Source organism: uncultured Sulfitobacter sp., assembly GCF_947500075.1.
Lineage (GTDB): Bacteria > Pseudomonadota > Alphaproteobacteria > Rhodobacterales > Rhodobacteraceae > Sulfitobacter.
The window spans coordinates 786254-802130 of record NZ_CANMQS010000001.1; the positions used below are offsets into that span (position 1 = coordinate 786254).

The following is a 15877-nucleotide window of genomic DNA, read 5'->3' on the forward strand; positions in this document are numbered from 1 at the left end:
CGTAGGATGGGTGATTTCACCCATCATCCCCCATCAAAACCCGGTGCATGTCTTCCGCCGCATCGCGCCCTTCGGCCACGGCCGTCACCGTCAGGTCATCACCGCCTGACGCGCAATCCCCGCCAGCCCAGACATCATCCACGGATGTCCGCCCATTGGCATCCACCTTGATCTTGCGCCCGTCCAGCACGGGCAATCCCTCACCCTCCAGCGTCTGGCCAATCGCCTTGAACACCTGATCCGCCGCCAGCTTGAGCGTCTGGCCCGTGCCCTGCATCGCATCATCGACGTACTCAAATTCAATCTCCCGCACCGCGCCATTGCCATGCACCGCAACCGGCACCGCATGGGTCACGATCCGCACGCCTTTGGAGGCCGCCAGATCCTGCTCGAACACGCTCGCATTCATCCGGTCCCGCCCGCGCCGGTAGACCAGCGTCACGTTCAGCGCGCCCAACAACTTGGCCTGCACCGCTGCATCCACCGCCGTCATGCCACCGCCGATCACCACCACATCGCGCCCAATCGGCACCTGTGCCACATCGGACGCCTGCCGCAGCTCCGCGATAAAATCCACCGCGTCGGAGACACCGTCCTTATCCTCGCCTTCGGCACCCAGCGCGTTCACACCCGCCAGACCAATCCCCAGGAACACCGCGTCATAAACCGCGCGCAGCCCGTCCAGCTTCACACCATCGCCCAGCGCCAAGCCATGTTTGATCTCGATCCCGCCGATCTTGAGCAGCCAATCCACTTCGGCCTGGGCAAACCCGTCCGGTGTCTTGTAGGCCGCGATCCCGTATTCATTCAGCCCACCGGGCTTGGGCCGCGCATCATGCACCACCACGTCATGGCCCAGCATCGCCAGCCGGTGTGCGCAGGCCAGCCCTGCGGGCCCCGCGCCAACCACGGCAATCCTCTTGCCCGTTGTCGCGCCCCGGCTGAAAGGATGGATGCCCTGCGCCTGCAAATGATCCGTCGCATAACGCTGCAACTGCCCGATCAGCACCGGCTTGCCTTCGGCCGCCTCCCGCACACAGGCTTCTTCGCATAAGGTCTCTGTCGGGCAGACGCGCGCGCACATGCCGCCCATGATGTTCTGGGTCAGGATCGTCTTGGCCGCCGCATCCGGCGTGCCCGTGGCGATCTGGCGAATGAACAGCGGAATGTCGATGTCCGTCGGACAAGCCGTGATGCAGGGCGCGTCATGGCAGAAATAGCACCGGTCTGCGGCCACCAAGGCCTCATGCCCGTCAAGCGCGGGATGCAGATCTGAAAACTGCGCCTCATACGCCGCGGCGGGCAGACGGCCCGGCATTACCCCTGGTTGAAACACATCTGACGACATCTGACGCACCCTCATGCTTGCTGGATGGTCAAACGCTCTCACGGATCAAAAATTTTATCAACTGGTAAAATTATTGCAGTTTTGCGAAGTTTGCGCTGCAAAGCGCCAATTGGGACGGTGGCGCAGGGTAAATATCTTGCGAAAAACACGCCTTTCGGCCACTATGTCGGCGCTGCACGAAAGAATTTCGACACCACCTGCCTGAGGGCCACTGGGCCGAAGACACATTCGTCCACGCCACGCTGCCGCATACTGCGGGCAGACCTAAGACAGGAGAAATGGGGTCATGGCAACTGGCACCGTGAAATGGTTCAACACGACAAAAGGCTACGGCTTTATCGCGCCCGATGGCGGCGGCAAGGATGTATTTGTCCACATCTCTGCGGTTGAACGCGCAGGTCTGACCGGGCTTGCAGACAACCAGAAGGTCACCTTCGACATCGAAGCGGGCCGGGACGGGCGCGAAAGCGCGGCGAACATCGCACTGGCCTGACACAAGGCCGACCAAAGCCTGAGTTTTTTGAGGCGGACGCTGCGGCGTCCGCTTCTGTGTCTGACACCCCCGCTGAAAGCCGCCCATGCCCAAGACCATTGCAATCGTGATTTTCGACCATGCCGAAGAGATGGATTTTGTCGGTCCCTGGGAAACGCTGGGCGCCGCCGCTGAGAAAGACCCCGACTGGCAGGTTATTCTGGTGGCCGAGACACCCGATCCCGTCACCTGCGAGAAAGGCATGTGCGTCTTTCCCACCCATACCTACGCCGACATCCCCACGCCTGATGTCATCATCGTGCCGGGGGGCGACGGGGCTAAGGAACAGCTGGAGAACCCCGCCACCGTGCAATGGCTCCAGACCGCTGCCCCCACCTGCACCTGGATCACCAGCGTCTGCACCGGCACCTTCCTGCTGGTGGGCGCGGGCCTGACAACAGGCCGACGTGTCACCACGCATCATTGGTTCCTCAAGGAGCTGCGCGACACCACCGATGCCAATGTGGTCGAAGGCGTCCGCGTCCTGCGGGATGGCAACCTTGTGACCGCAGGCGGGGTGACCTCCGGCATTGAAATGTCGCTGTGGCTGGTCGAACAGATCTGGGGCGCGGCACATCTGGACTACGTCAAAGGCTACATCGCCTATGACACCCCACCCCGCACCGTGATGGAGGTGTGAGGGGCCGCACAGGCTGCCCGCTGCCGCAATCGGTGCGCAGGGCGCCCCTCGCGCAAACCACCCTTGCAAACCCCGCAATCCTTCGTAGGTTTCCACTATGACGGAAAACACTGACAGTATCTTAAATGCCCTGCCGCGCCGGCTGAAAGAAGCCCGCAAGGCGCAAGGCCTCTCCCTTGATGCAACGGCGAACCTCAGCGGCGTGTCGCGCTCCATGGTCAGCCAGATTGAGCGGGGCGAAAGCAGCCCGACCATCGCGACCCTGTGGAACCTGACCCGCGCGCTGAACGTCGATTTTGCCGGCCTCATGGCGCAGGGCGAAAGGGGCGACAGGATTGACGTCCTACAGGCCGCAGAGGTCCCCACGATTGAGAACATGGGCAAAGGCTGCCGCATCGCGATCCTCTCTCCGCCCGAGGAGGCAGGCGGGCATGAGGTCTATGACATCTCCTTTCAGACGGGCGGTTCTCTCAGCAGCCAGCCGCATGCGCGCGGCGCGGTGGAGCAACTGACCGTGTTGGAAGGCCGCATCCGGATCATGTCCGGCACGGCGGACAGCATCCTGTCCATGGGCGACACCGCCCGCTATGCGGCGGACGTCCCCCATGAAATCACCGCCGTGGACGGCGCAGCCCGCGTGTTTCTGATCGTGAAATCAAGCTGATGGCGATTTAGCGGAAATCTGTATGTCATAACGGAATTTATCATTGCGGAAATCCATCCGTTATGACAGATACGGGGGGCGTCAGAGGAGTCGTCCCATGCCCGATCCGTTTCTTGCCCATATCAATGATACACTGGCCCAGATCACATCTGATGGCCTCCATAAACGCGAACGCCTGATCACCTCTGAACAGGCGGGCACGGTCACCGTCGGGGCGCGTGAGGTCATCAACCTGTGTGCCAACAACTACCTTGGCCTCGCCAACCACCCCGCCCTGATCACGGCGGCAAAAAACGCGATGGACGCCCATGGTTACGGCATGGCCAGCGTCCGCTTCATCTGTGGCACGCAGGACATCCACCGCGACCTCGAACAGCGCCTCGCGCGCTTTCTGGGGATGGACGACGCGATCCTCTTTGCCGCGTGCTTTGACGCCAATGGGGGGCTCTTTGAACCGCTCCTGGGCCCTGAAGATGCAATCATCTCGGACAGCCTGAACCACGCCTCGATCATTGATGGCATCCGGCTGTGCAAGGCGCAGCGCTACCGCTATGCCAACAACGATATGGCCGCACTGGAAGGCTGCCTGAAAGAGGCCAGAGCCGCCGGCGCGCGCCACATCATGATCGCCACCGACGGCGTGTTCTCAATGGATGGCACCTTGGCTGATCTGCCGGGCATACGGGCGCTGGCGGACCAATATGACGCGATTGTCATGGTGGATGACTGCCATGCCACCGGCTTCATGGGGCCGCGTGGCGCGGGAACGCCGGATCACTTCGACACCTCCGTTGATATCCTGACCGGCACGCTGGGCAAAGCCCTTGGCGGCGCGATTGGCGGCTATATCGCAGGCCCCCAGCCTGTGATTGATCTGCTGCGGCAACGCGCCCGGCCCTATCTCTTCTCAAATTCGCTGCCCCCCGCCGTGGTGGCTGCCGGAATTGAAGCCATCCAGCTGGTCGAAGACGGGGCCGCCCTGCGCGCACAGCTGTTCAAAAACACCGCCTATTGGCGCGCCGGACTGACCAAACTGGGCTTTGACCTTTTGCCGGGGGAGCATCCGATTGTGCCGGTGATGCTGGGCGATGCCAATCTGGCGCAGGACATGGCCGCCAAGCTGTTTGAGGAAGGCGTGCTTGTCTCCGGTTTCTTCTTTCCGGTTGTCCCCCATGGTCAGGCCCGCATCCGTACCCAGATGAACGCGCGTCTCAGCACCGCTGACCTCGACCACGCGCTGGCGGCTTTCGGCAAAGCGGGCCGTGCCTTGGAGCTGATTCCATGATCCCCAACACCATGACCGCGCTGGCCAAAACGAAACCTGCCGAAGGGCTGTGGCAGATCAACGCCCCGGTGCCGGAAATCGGGCCGGAGGACGTGCTGATCAGCATCAACATGACCGGGATTTGCGGCACCGACATTCACATCTGGAACTGGGACGACTGGGCCGCCGCCACCGTCCCGGTGCCCATGATCACCGGCCATGAATTCGCCGGAGAGATCGTGGACATGGGCCGCAACGTGACCGGCCTGACGCGCGGCCAGCGCTGCTCGGGCGAAGGGCACCTGATCGGCACGGAAAGCCGCCAGTCACGGGCCGGCAAGTTCCACCTGGATCCCGGCACGCGCGGGATCGGCGTGAATGAACAGGGCGCCTTTGCCCAATATCTCAGGCTGCCCGCGTTCAATGTGGTGCCCCTGCCGGATGATATCCCCGATGAGATCGGCGCCATCCTCGACCCGCTCGGCAACGCGGTGCACACAGCGCTCAGCTTTGACTTGCTGAGCGAGGATGTCCTGATCACCGGCGCAGGCCCCATCGGCATCATGGCCGCAGCCGTCGCCCGCCATGCCGGGGCGCGCAATGTCGTGCTGACCGACATCAACGCAGACCGCCTGACGCTGGCCGAACATGTGGTGCCCAGCGTGCGCACCGTGAACGTGGCTGAGGAAGACCTCAACGACGTCGCCCATCAGCTTGGCCTGACCGAAGGCTTTGACGTCGGGCTTGAAATGTCCGGCAGTCAGGCAGCACTCGACCAGATGGTCGAAGCGCTGGTGATGGGCGGCAAGATCGCCCTGCTGGGCATTCCGCCCGGTCAATCTCCCGTCAACTGGAGCAGCATCGTCTTCAAGGCGATCACCATCAAAGGCGTCTACGGTCGGGAGATGTTTGAAACCTGGTACAAGATGATTGCCATGCTGCAAAACGGGTTGGACGTCAGCCGTGTGATCACCCATCGCTACGACGTGGCCGATTTCGCCGAAGGGTTCGCGCAGATGAAATCAGGCCGCTCCGGCAAGGTGGTGCTGAACTGGCGCTAGGGTCACGGCCCGTCCCAATCCACCCCAACCGCCTCTTCCACCGCCAGACGCCCGTCGGGCCAGGGCCGCATCAACGGTGTGACCGTCTCCACATCGCCGTCCAGCCACAGCGGGACATCAGCCACCTCAAGAAACACGCCCATCCGGTGATGGATGTCCACCACATCCGCACTCGGCGGGCAGGTCACCGTCGCCACCTGCGGCACTTCAATGCCGCCGGGGCCTTTCCAGACATCCGTGATCGCCGCGAACCACAACAGCCCCCCGCCTTTGGGCGCGATGCGCCAGGCGGTCTTGCTCCGCTTCTCTCCGGTCCATTCATACCAGCCATTGGCAGGCACCACCGCGCGGCCCGTGCCCTCATAGGCGGATTTGTCAAACACCGTTTCCGAGCGTGCATTGACCAGCGTCTCCATCACCGGGCGACCCCGCGCGTTCACGCGCCCCACCGGGATGATGCCCCAACGCATATGGCCAAACCCGCCGGGCCCGAAGGTCACGATCTGCTGGCCGGGGGCGATGTTGTGGCGGGCCGGTTCATTGCCCAGCGCCCCGGCGTCCACACCCAACGCGGCCGCCACCTCCCGCATCGGCGTGGTGAGGAAAAACCGCCCCGGCATCGCTCACTCCGCCCCGATCGTGTCGATCAACACCAGCACCTCTGGCCCGATCCCTTCGACGATCCTGGCAACCCCTGCTGCATTCGGGTGAATGCCGTCTGATTGAAACCACTGCTGCAAGGCAGCCGGGTTCATATCCTCTCCCTCGGCCACCAAGCCTGTGAAAAAGCTCTCCAGAAACCCGGTGCCATAGGTGCCCGCCAGTTCCGGATAAAGCGCATCGAACTGCGCCTTGTAGTCCGGCCCGTAATTCCCCGGCGCCTCCATCCCGATCAGAAGCACCTCAACCTCCGCCGCATCCGCCGCCTGAAGAATCCCCTCGATGTTCCCCCGCGCCTCCGCCGGATCGAGCCCACGCAGCAGGTCATTGCCGCCCAGCGCCACGATCATGCCGTCCACCTCCGGCGTCAGGGTCCAGCCGACACGGGCCAAACCGCCCGCAGTCGTATCCCCCGACACCCCCGCATTGATCAACCGCACATCAGCGCCCTGCGCGTCCAGCCAACGCTGCAACTGCGGAACAAACCCCTCCTCCACTGGCAGGCCATATCCTTGCGTCAGACTATCGCCCAGTGCCGCAATGACCACGTCATCGGCCTGTGCCGCGCCTGCCATCAGCACCATAATCGCACCCAGCGCCTTGCACCTGATCATAAGAACTCCATATCCAGACGGGACAGGGACAAGGGCCACCATCCGTGACAGAACCAACGTTTGAACTTGAAGATGTGATGCTTTCCCTCAAGGGCAATGCCGGACCCGTCGATATCCTGCGCGGCATTTCGCTGAACGTCCAGCCGGGAGAGACCTTGGCCCTGACCGGCCCCTCGGGTTCCGGCAAATCCTCGCTGCTGATGGTCATGGGCGGGTTGGAGCAAGCCACGGGCGGCCATGTGCTCGCATTGGGTCAGGACCTGACAACCATGAACGAAGACGCGCTGGCCCGTTTCCGACGTGGGGATGCGGCGCGCGGGCGCATGGGCATCGTGTTCCAGTCCTTCCACCTGATCCCGACCATGACCGCGTTGGAGAACGTCGCGACCCCCATGGAGCTTGCAGGGGCCGAAGACGCCTTTGAGCGCGCGGCAGAGGCGCTGGAAACCGTGGGCCTTGGCCACCGCACCGGGCACTATCCGGCACAAATGTCGGGGGGCGAACAACAGCGTGTGGCCCTCGCCCGTGCCACGGCCCCAAACCCCGCCATCCTGCTGGCCGATGAACCCACCGGCAACCTCGACAGCGCCAATGGCGAAGCGATCATGGATCTGCTCTTTGCCCTGCGCGACGCCCATGGATCGACGCTGGTGCTGGTCACCCACGATCCGACGCTGGCCGAACGCTGTGACCGCGTGGTGCGGCTGGCTGACGGAAAACTTGTATGAGCCTCGCGCAAGCCAGCCGCTTTGCCCGCCGCGAAATGCGCGGGGGGCTGCGGGGCTTTCGCCTGTTCCTCGCCTGTCTCGCCCTCGGTGTCGCCGCCATCGCCGCGGTCGGTTCCGTCCGCGCCGCGATTGAAGCAGGCCTTGAACGCGAAGGCGCAGCCTTGCTGGGCGGTGCGGCCGAGCTTGATTTCACCTACCGCTTCGCCACGCCCGAAGAGCGCGTCTGGATGGCCGCCCGCGCGCAGGACATCTCCGAAATCGTTGAATTCCGCTCCATGGCCGTGGTCGGCGACGCGCGCGCTTTGACCCAGGTCAAAGGCGTCGATGAGGCTTATCCGCTGGTGGGCGACATGGTGCTCGCCCCCGATATCCCCTTGGCAGAAGCACTGGAAGGCACCGCCGCCGCCCCCGGCGCTGTGATGGAACGCGCCCTGTCTGATCGCCTCGGCCTGCAACCCGGTGACACCTTCGACCTTGGCACCAAGACCTTCACCCTCACCGCCCTCATTGAACGCGAACCAGACAGCGCCGCCAGCGGCTTCGCCCTCGGCCCCCGCACGCTCCTCAAGCGCGCGGACCTCGAAGGCGCTGGCCTCCTCGCCCCCGGCACGCTCTTCAACAGCAAATACCGCCTTACGGTCCGCCCCGGCACCGACCTGCAAGTGCTGGAGGACGAAGCCGCAGAAACCTTCGCCAATGCCGGCATGCGCTGGACCGATGCCCGCAACGGCGCGCCGGGCGTGGCGCAATTCGTTGACCGTCTCAGCGCGTTCCTTGTGCTTGTGGGCCTCTCCGGCCTTACGGTGGGCGGCGTCGGTGTCTCCGCCGCTGTCCGCGCCTACCTCGCCAATAAAACCGGCACCATCGCGACCCTGCGCGCACTGGGCGCAGACCGCGCAACGGTCTTCCAGACCTACTTCCTCCAGATCGGCGCCCTCAGCCTGCTGGGTGTCTTCATCGGCGTCCTGCTGGGTGGCCTCGCCCCGCTCCTGCTCGCCCCGCTGATCGAAGCCCGCCTGCCCGTGCCCGCCGCCTTCTCCCTCTACCCCGCGCCGCTGTTCGAAGCCTCCCTCTATGGCCTGCTCACCGCCCTCGCCTTCACCCTCTGGCCACTGGCCCGCAGCGAGGACGTGCGCGCGGCAACCCTCTTCCGCGACGCATGGGCCGGTGCCAAAACCCTGCCCGCCCCGAAGTACATCCTCGCCGTCGTCGCCGTCGCCGCCGCCCTGATCGCCACTGCCGGCTGGTTCAACGGCTCATGGATGCTGACCCTCTGGACGCTGGGCGGGATCGCAGGGGCACTCCTGATCCTCGCCCTCGCCGCGTTGCTGCTGCGCATGATCGCACGGCAACTCGCCCACCGCACCCGCGGCTATCCCCGCCTGCGATGGGCCATGGCCGCGATCAGCGGACCGGGCGAAGGCGCAGGCGCCGTGGTGCTGTCGCTCGGCCTCGGCCTGTCGGTCCTGGCCGCCGTGGGGCAAATCGACGGCAATCTCAGACAAGCCATCTCCGGCAACCTCCCCGACGTCGCCCCGTCGTATTTCTTCATCGACATCCAGAAGGACCAGATGGCAGGCTATACCGAGCGGCTGGAGAACGACCCCGCCGTCAGCAAGATCGACAGCGCGCCCATGCTGCGCGGCGTGATCACCCAGATCAACGGTGGCCCCGCCAAAGACACCGCAGGCGATCACTGGGTCCTGAACGGCGACCGGGGCGTGACCTATGCCGCCACGCCGGATGCCGATACCAATCTGACCGCCGGGGAATGGTGGCCCACCGATTACACCGGCCCCACCCAGATCAGCTTCGCCGCTGAGGAAGCCGAAGAAATGGGCCTCACCCTTGGCGACACCCTCACCGTCAACATCCTCGGCCGCGACATCACCGGAGAAATCACCAGCTTTCAGGAGGTCGACTTCTCCACCGCCGGGATCGGCTTCATCCTCACCATGAACCCATCGGCGCTGGAAGCCGCCCCCCATACCTTCATCTCCACCGTCTACGCCACGCCCGAAGCCGAAGCCGCGATCCTGCGCGATCTGGCCAGCGCGTACCCCAACATCACCGCCGTCCGCGTGCGCGACGCCATCGACCGTGTGGCCTCCGTCCTCGCCGGTCTGGCGGCCGCCACCTCCTACGGGGCCCTCGCCACGCTGTTGACCGGCTTCATCGTCCTGATCGGTGCCGCCGCCGCAGGCACTTCCGCCCGCACCTATGAAGCGGCCTTGCTGAAAACCCTCGGCGCCTCCCGCCGCATGATCGCCACCAGTTTCGTGCTGCGCGCGATGCTGCTGGGCCTCTTTGCCGGGGTGGTTGCATTGGCGGCTGGCATACTTGGCGGCTGGGCTGTCAGCCGATATGTGATGGAGACGGAATTTAGAATCATCTGGCCCTCGGCACTGATGATCGTCAGCGGCGGGGTGCTGGCGACAGTGCTGTCAGGGCTGGGCTTTGCCCTTGGCGCTCTGGGCGCACGACCCGCACAGGTCCTGCGTGCCCGCGAATGAAGGCAGGCCACCACATATGAACAACAAAGGCGCGACATGACCGACACCCTCCCAGCCACGCTGCCCCGCGCGGTGACGCCCGCCCAGCAGCAACAGATCATCAACATCGTCCGCCGCGCCGCCCGTGCTGAGATCACCTCCCGTTTCGGCATTCTGGAACCCGATGAGGTCTTCACCAAAACCCGCAGCGATGACCTTGTGACCATCGCAGACCTCGCGGCAGAGGCGATGATGACCCGCGCCCTGCAAATCGCCTTCCCCCATGCGCTGATCGTGGGAGAGGAAGCCGCCGCCAAGAACCCGGCCATCGTGGAAGAGATCGCCGATGCGCCGCTGGCTTTCGTCCTCGACCCCATCGACGGCACATGGAACTTCGCCAACGGTCTGGCGGTCTTTGGCACGATCCTGGCCGTAACCCAGTTTGGCCGCCCCGCCTTCGGCCTGATCTATGATCCCGTCTCGGATGACTGGGCCATCGCCGATGACGAAAGCGCCGCCCGCATCGACCGCCCCAGCGGGGTGGAAACCCCGCTCAAAGCCTCCATGGGCAAACAGCTGGAAAACCTGACAGGCTTCATCGGCTATGACATGTTCCCCGCCGACAAGCGCGCAGAACTGCTGGCCACCTTCCCCTCGCTCGGCCGCACCCACGCCCTGCGTTGCTCGGCCCACGAATACCGCATGATCGCGCAAGGCCGCGCCGACTTCCTGCTGTCGGCTGAGCTGAAACCCTGGGACCATCTGGCAGGCGCTTTGATCTGCGAACGCGCCGGCTGCCATGTGGAAATGCTCGACGGCGGCCCCTACGACGCCAGCCGCACCGACGGCCACCTGCTCGTGGCCCCCGATCGGCCGACGTGGAACCGGCTGAAGAAGGTGTTTTCGTTTTTGACGTGATGTGGGTTTCACCCACCCTACAGCCCGATACCAACGGCGCGCAATCAATGCGCACCCGACGGCCCGTAGGATGGGTGCTTGCACCCATCACGCCAGCCGCAAATCCCTACTCCGCCGCTTCCACATATTCCTCCATCGGCGGACAGGTGCATACCAGATTCCGGTCGCCATGCACATTGTCCACGCGGTTCACCGGCGGCCAATACTTGTCGATCCGGTAGGCGCCGGGCGGGAAACAGCCCTGCTCGCGGGTATAGGGCCGCTCGCCCCATTCCAGCACCAGATCCTCCACCGTATGCGGCGCGTTCTTCAGCGGGTTGTTCTGCGGATCAATCTCGCCCTTCTCAATCGCCGCGATCTCCTCCCGGATGGCCAGCATCGCGTCACAGAACCGGTCCAGCTCCGCCTTCGTCTCACTCTCTGTCGGCTCCACCATCAGCGTGCCTGCCACCGGCCATGACATCGTCGGCGCGTGGAAGCCACAGTCAATCAACCGCTTGGCAATGTCATCCACCGTCACGCCCGCACTTTCCTCAAAGGGGCGCACATCAAGAATGCACTCATGCGCCACGCGGCCTGTGGGACCGCGATAGAGCACGTCAAACGCCCCCTCCAACCGCTTGGCGATATAGTTGGCGTTCAAAATCGCCACCCGCGTCGCCTGCGTCAAACCCTCTCCGCCCATCATCAGGCAATAGGCCCATGAGATCGGCAACAGGGAAGGCGAGCCAAAGGCCGCCGCCGACACCGCATTGCCCCCCGCATTGGGGTCGCCCGGCAGATGCGGCACCAGATGCGCCTTCACGCCAATCGGCCCCATGCCGGGCCCGCCGCCACCGTGGGGAATGCAGAAGGTCTTGTGCAGGTTCAGATGGCTCACGTCCCCACCCAGATCACCGGGCCGGGACAATCCAACCATGGCGTTCATGTTGGCCCCGTCAATATAGACCTGCCCGCCGTGATCATGGGTGATCCTGGTAACTTCCGTCACCGTCTCCTCAAACACACCGTGCGTGGACGGATAGGTGATCATGCAGCCCGCGAGGTTCTCGCTGTGCGCTTCCGCCTTGGCGCGGAAATCCTCCAGATCAATGTCGCCATTCTCTGCCGACTTCACCGCAACGACTTTCCAGCCGACCATCTGGGCGCTCGCCGGATTGGTCCCATGCGCGCTCATCGGAATGAGGCAAATGTTGCGATGCCCCTCTCCCCGCGCCCGGTGATAGCCCGCAATCGTCAAGAGCCCCGCATACTCCCCCTGCGCGCCCGAATTGGGCTGCATCGAAATCGCATCATAACCAGTGATGTCACAGAGCTTCGCCGACAGATCGTCGATCATATGGGCATACCCCTCGGCCTGATCGGCCGGCGCATAAGGGTGCATCAACGAAAACTCCCGCCAGCTGACCGGCATCATCTCCGCGGCTGAATTCAGCTTCATCGTGCAGGATCCCAGGGGGATCATCGCCCGGTCCAGCGCCAGATCACGGTCGGCCAGACGGCGCATATAGCGCATCATCTCTGTCTCGGCCCGGTTCATGTGGAAAATCGGATGGGTCAGATAGGTGGTCTCACGAATGAGCTTTTCGGGCATATGATAATGCGGCGTATAATCCTTGTCCGCCTTGTCAATCCCGAACGCCCGCCACACCGCTTCAATCGTCGCAGGTTTGGAACGTTCATCCAGCGTGATCCCGACCTTTGTCTCACCAACAGCGCGCAGGTTGATCCCCTCATCCACCGCTGACTTCAGAACAGCGGACTGCAACGGCCCGACCTCGACGGTAATCGTGTCAAAGAAAGTCGCAGGCCGCACGTCAAAGCCCGCCATCTTCAGCCCCTCGGCCAGCCGCACCGTCTTGCGATGGATCCGCTGCGCAATCGCCTTCAGCCCCTCCGGGCCATGGAACACCGCATACATGCTGGCCATCACCGCCAACAACGCCTGCGCCGTGCAGACGTTCGAGGTCGCCTTCTCCCGCCGGATATGCTGCTCGCGGGTCTGCAAAGACAACCGGTACGCCCGGTTGCCGTGCGCATCAATCGACACGCCCACAATCCGCCCGGGCATCGAGCGTTTATAGGCATCCTTGCACGCCATATAGGCCGCATGTGGCCCGCCATAGCCCTCCGGCACGCCAAACCGCTGGGTCGAGCCCACCGCGATATCCGCCCCCATGGCACCCGGTTCCTTCAGCACCGTCAGCGCCAGCGGATCAGCAGACATGACCGCCACGCCCTTATGCGCATGCAATGCCGCAATCACCGGCGTGAAATCCCGCACATGCCCATGCGTCCCCGGATACTGGAAAATCGCCCCGAAGACGGCGCTCGCATCCATCTCCGACGGATCACCGACAACAACCTCAATCCCCAAAGGCACCGCCCGCGTCCGCATCACCGCAATGTTCTGCGGATGGCAATCCTGATCCACAAAGAACGCCGTGCACTTCGACTTCGACACCCTTTGCGCCATCGTCATCGCCTCGGCACAAGCCGTCGCCTCATCCAGCAACGACGCATTCGCTACCGGCAACCCGGTCAGATCACAGACCATCGTCTGGAAATTCAGCAAAGCCTCCAGCCGCCCCTGCGAAATCTCCGGCTGATAGGGCGTATAGGCGGTATACCACGCCGGGTTTTCCAGAATGTTCCGCTGGATCGCGGGCGGCGTCACCGTCCCGTGATACCCCTGCCCGATCAGCGAGGTCAGAACCTTGTTCTTGGACGCCACCTTGCGCATGTGCTCCAGCACCTCGCGCTCCGACATCGCCCGGCCAAAATCGAGGCTCCCTTCCATCCGGATCGCAGGCGGCAGCGTATCATCCATCAACGCGGCCAATGACTTGGCCCCCACCACCTTCAACATATCCGACATCTCCGCCGGCGACGGCCCGATGTGCCGCCGATTGGCAAAATCATACGGCAAATACTCTGTTGGCTTGAATGTCATTTTTCACCTCTTTGGGTCTGCGTAACGCGCTGTAATTTTGAGACTCAATCCATTGTCCGGATCAGCTGCGAAGTCTTTGAACCTGAAAACCCCGACATACCCATCGCGAGCGAGCGTTTCGGGATCTTTGTCTCGCTGCATGACTACTAAGTCGTATTTTTTTAGAGCCGAAATGAGGTTCTGAACTTTAAAACTCTCAAAATCAGCCTTCAAGAACGGGTGCCTGTAAGAGCCATCGGGCCTGTAGAAGGTTTGATGAATGACCCCCAACTGGCAGCCGTCAACATCAGCCGTATAGCTGCCAATGGATCCCACAATCTTTACCAGTTTGGGCTTACTCATCCCGTTTTTCCTGCTTCCAAATGGTTCAAAAAACCCTGCCAGAGGCCTGAAATCTGTTTTGGTGAAACAGATGCAAAACCCCCGACAGTCCTGTTCATCTCACCCGATAAACTTCTGATACCCGGCTTCATCCATGAACTCGTCCATCTGGGACGCGTCACTCACCGTCATCCTGAAGAACCACGCCTCGCCTTGCGGGTCGTCATTTACCATGCCCGGATTGTCCGCCAATGCGCTGTTCACTTCCGTGATTTCCCCGTCGATCGGCGCCAGAATGTCCGAGGCCGCCTTGACGCTTTCAATCACCACCACTTCGTCATCCTTGCTGACTGTGGTGCCCTCGTCGGGCAGTTCCACAAACACCACATCGCCCAGCTGCTCTGCCGCGTGGGCTGTGATGCCCACCACAACTTCATCGCCCTCAACGCGCAGCCACTCATGTTCTTCAGTAAATTTCATCTGTCTTTCCCTGTCTTGAAGTTATCTTTTGAAACCTGCTGCCACGAAGGGCAGCGGTGCTGTGGCAACCGGCAACCGCTTGCCGCGTACCTCACCCCAGAGCGGTTGATCCACGGCGGCCGCATCCAGCATGGCCATCGCCACAGGCCGCTCCACCGAGGGGCCAAACCCGCCCGAGGTCACAACCCCGACCTGCGCACCGCCCTCTGCCGCGTCAAACAATGCCACCCCTTCGCGCATCGGCGCACGGCCCTCAGGCAGCAACCCGACGCGCTTGCGTGCCGCACCATCCGCCAGCTGCGCCAACACCACATCCGCACCCGGAAACCCGCCAGCCCGCGCACCGCCCGTGCGGCGCACCTTCTGGATGGCCCAGTTCAGGGCCGCTTCTGTCGGTGTCGTCTCCGCATCCATGTCATGCCCATACAGGCACAACCCGGCTTCCAGCCGCAGGCTGTCCCGCGCCCCCAGACCAATGGGCGCCACTTCCGCATGATCCAGCAGCGCCTTTGTCAAACCTTCAACCGCCTGCGCAGGCACCGACAACTCATAGCCATCCTCACCGGTGTATCCCGACCGCGAGGCCCAGACCGCCACGCCGCCCAGATCCAGATCGCGCACATCCATGAACCGCATCTCCGCCGCCGCGGCATCCATGCCCGACAGCACCGCTTCCGCCCCCGGCCCCTGCACTGCAATCAACGCGCGATCCTCAATCAACTCGACCGTCACGCCCGGCTCCAGTGCCGCCCGCATCCGCGCCACATCCGCGTCCTTGCAGGCCGCATTCACCACGACAAACAACGCATCCCCGCGCCGCGCGAACATCAGATCATCCTCGATCCCGCCCGCCGCGTTGGTGAAAAACCCATAGCGCTGACGCCCATCGGCCAGCCCCAGCACGTCCTGCGGCACCATCGCTTCAAACGCCAGCGCCACTGCGTCCCAGGACGCACCCGTCAGCATCACCTGGCCCATGTGGCTCACATCAAACAGCCCGGCCTTTTGCCGCGTCTGCACATGCTCCGCCATCACGCCTTCAAACTGCACGGGCATGGAATAGCCCGCAAAAGGCACCATGCGCGCACCAAGGGCCACATGCAGATCATAAAGCGGTGTCCGTTTGAGATCACTCATCGCGTCCCTGTCCCTTCCAAAGGCCGGGCGCATCCCTGCGGGAACCGGCATCATCAGACCGCGTG

15 protein-coding genes are annotated in these 15877 nt (G+C 63.3%); 8 read left to right on the top strand and 7 right to left on the bottom strand.

Annotated elements, in window-relative coordinates; all coding sequences use genetic code 11:
- Positions 1-16 precede the first annotated feature (16 nt).
- Positions 17-1348 (bottom strand): NAD(P)-dependent oxidoreductase, encoded by a 1332-nt coding sequence (locus Q1A91_RS03825; RefSeq protein ID WP_299873057.1) that lies wholly within the window; start codon positions 1346-1348, stop codon positions 17-19.
- A 286-nt stretch (positions 1349-1634) separates the two neighbouring features.
- Here Q1A91_RS03825 and Q1A91_RS03830 point away from each other — a divergent pair, with 286 nt between their 5' ends.
- The 5 genes from Q1A91_RS03830 (at position 1635) to tdh (ending at position 5509) form a co-directional block, all read left to right on the top strand.
- A complete protein-coding gene (locus Q1A91_RS03830) occupies positions 1635-1841 on the top strand; it encodes a cold-shock protein (RefSeq protein ID WP_299873058.1) in 207 nt (68 codons plus the stop codon).
- Positions 1842-1926: 85 nt separating this feature from the next.
- Positions 1927-2520, top strand: coding sequence for a DJ-1/PfpI family protein (locus tag Q1A91_RS03835; RefSeq protein WP_299873061.1), 594 nt, complete (start codon positions 1927-1929; stop codon positions 2518-2520).
- 97 nt (positions 2521-2617) lie between these two features.
- Complete coding sequence (locus Q1A91_RS03840) at positions 2618-3184, top strand: helix-turn-helix domain-containing protein (protein ID WP_299873064.1); 567 nt, start codon at positions 2618-2620, stop codon at positions 3182-3184.
- Positions 3185-3281: 97 nt separating this feature from the next.
- Positions 3282-4469, top strand: coding sequence for a glycine C-acetyltransferase (locus tag Q1A91_RS03845; RefSeq protein ID WP_299873066.1), 1188 nt, complete (start codon positions 3282-3284; stop codon positions 4467-4469).
- Positions 4470-4480: 11 nt separating this feature from the next.
- Positions 4481-5509, top strand: coding sequence for an L-threonine 3-dehydrogenase (gene tdh, locus Q1A91_RS03850; RefSeq protein WP_299873700.1), 1029 nt, complete (start codon positions 4481-4483; stop codon positions 5507-5509).
- A gap of 2 nt (positions 5510-5511) precedes the next feature.
- On the opposite strand, the gene Q1A91_RS03855 is transcribed toward tdh, so the two are convergent.
- Together Q1A91_RS03855 and Q1A91_RS03860 are read right to left on the bottom strand one after the other, a co-directional pair.
- Positions 5512-6129 (bottom strand): SOS response-associated peptidase, encoded by a 618-nt coding sequence (locus Q1A91_RS03855; protein ID WP_299873068.1) that lies wholly within the window; start codon positions 6127-6129, stop codon positions 5512-5514.
- Positions 6130-6132: 3 nt separating this feature from the next.
- A complete protein-coding gene (locus Q1A91_RS03860) occupies positions 6133-6783 on the bottom strand; it encodes an arylesterase (RefSeq protein ID WP_299873071.1) in 651 nt (216 codons plus the stop codon).
- Positions 6784-6860: 77 nt separating this feature from the next.
- Between Q1A91_RS03860 and Q1A91_RS03865 the strand changes: the two genes are divergently transcribed.
- Genes Q1A91_RS03865 through Q1A91_RS03875 form a run of 3 tightly spaced genes read left to right on the top strand, consistent with a single transcriptional unit; the run spans position 6861 to position 10921 of the window.
- Positions 6861-7511: an ABC transporter ATP-binding protein gene (locus tag Q1A91_RS03865; protein WP_299873703.1), complete on the top strand. Its 651-nt coding sequence runs from the start codon at positions 6861-6863 to the stop codon at positions 7509-7511.
- Positions 7508-10024, top strand: coding sequence for an FtsX-like permease family protein (locus Q1A91_RS03870; RefSeq protein ID WP_299873074.1), 2517 nt, complete (start codon positions 7508-7510; stop codon positions 10022-10024). Before Q1A91_RS03865 ends, Q1A91_RS03870 begins: the two co-directional genes overlap by 4 nt.
- 36 nt (positions 10025-10060) lie before the next feature.
- Positions 10061-10921 carry an inositol monophosphatase gene (locus Q1A91_RS03875; protein ID WP_299873076.1) on the top strand — a complete coding sequence of 287 codons (861 nt, stop codon included), beginning with the start codon at positions 10061-10063 and terminating at the stop codon, positions 10919-10921.
- A 106-nt stretch (positions 10922-11027) separates the two neighbouring features.
- Here Q1A91_RS03875 and gcvP read toward each other — a convergent pair whose 3' ends face one another.
- The 4 genes from gcvP to gcvT all read right to left on the bottom strand — a co-directional run bounded on the left by gcvP (position 11028) and on the right by gcvT (position 15812).
- A complete protein-coding gene (gene gcvP, locus Q1A91_RS03880) occupies positions 11028-13874 on the bottom strand; it encodes an aminomethyl-transferring glycine dehydrogenase (protein ID WP_299873079.1) in 2847 nt (948 codons plus the stop codon).
- Positions 13875-13877: 3 nt separating this feature from the next.
- A complete protein-coding gene (locus tag Q1A91_RS03885) occupies positions 13878-14216 on the bottom strand; it encodes a hypothetical protein (protein ID WP_299873081.1) in 339 nt (112 codons plus the stop codon).
- 99 nt (positions 14217-14315) lie between these two features.
- On the bottom strand, positions 14316-14675 hold the full coding sequence (gene gcvH / locus Q1A91_RS03890; RefSeq protein WP_299873084.1) for a glycine cleavage system protein GcvH: 360 nt from the start codon (positions 14673-14675) through the stop codon (positions 14316-14318).
- Positions 14676-14696: 21 nt separating this feature from the next.
- Positions 14697-15812 (bottom strand): glycine cleavage system aminomethyltransferase GcvT, encoded by a 1116-nt coding sequence (gene gcvT, locus Q1A91_RS03895; RefSeq protein ID WP_299873087.1) that lies wholly within the window; start codon positions 15810-15812, stop codon positions 14697-14699.
- Positions 15813-15877 lie beyond the last annotated feature (65 nt).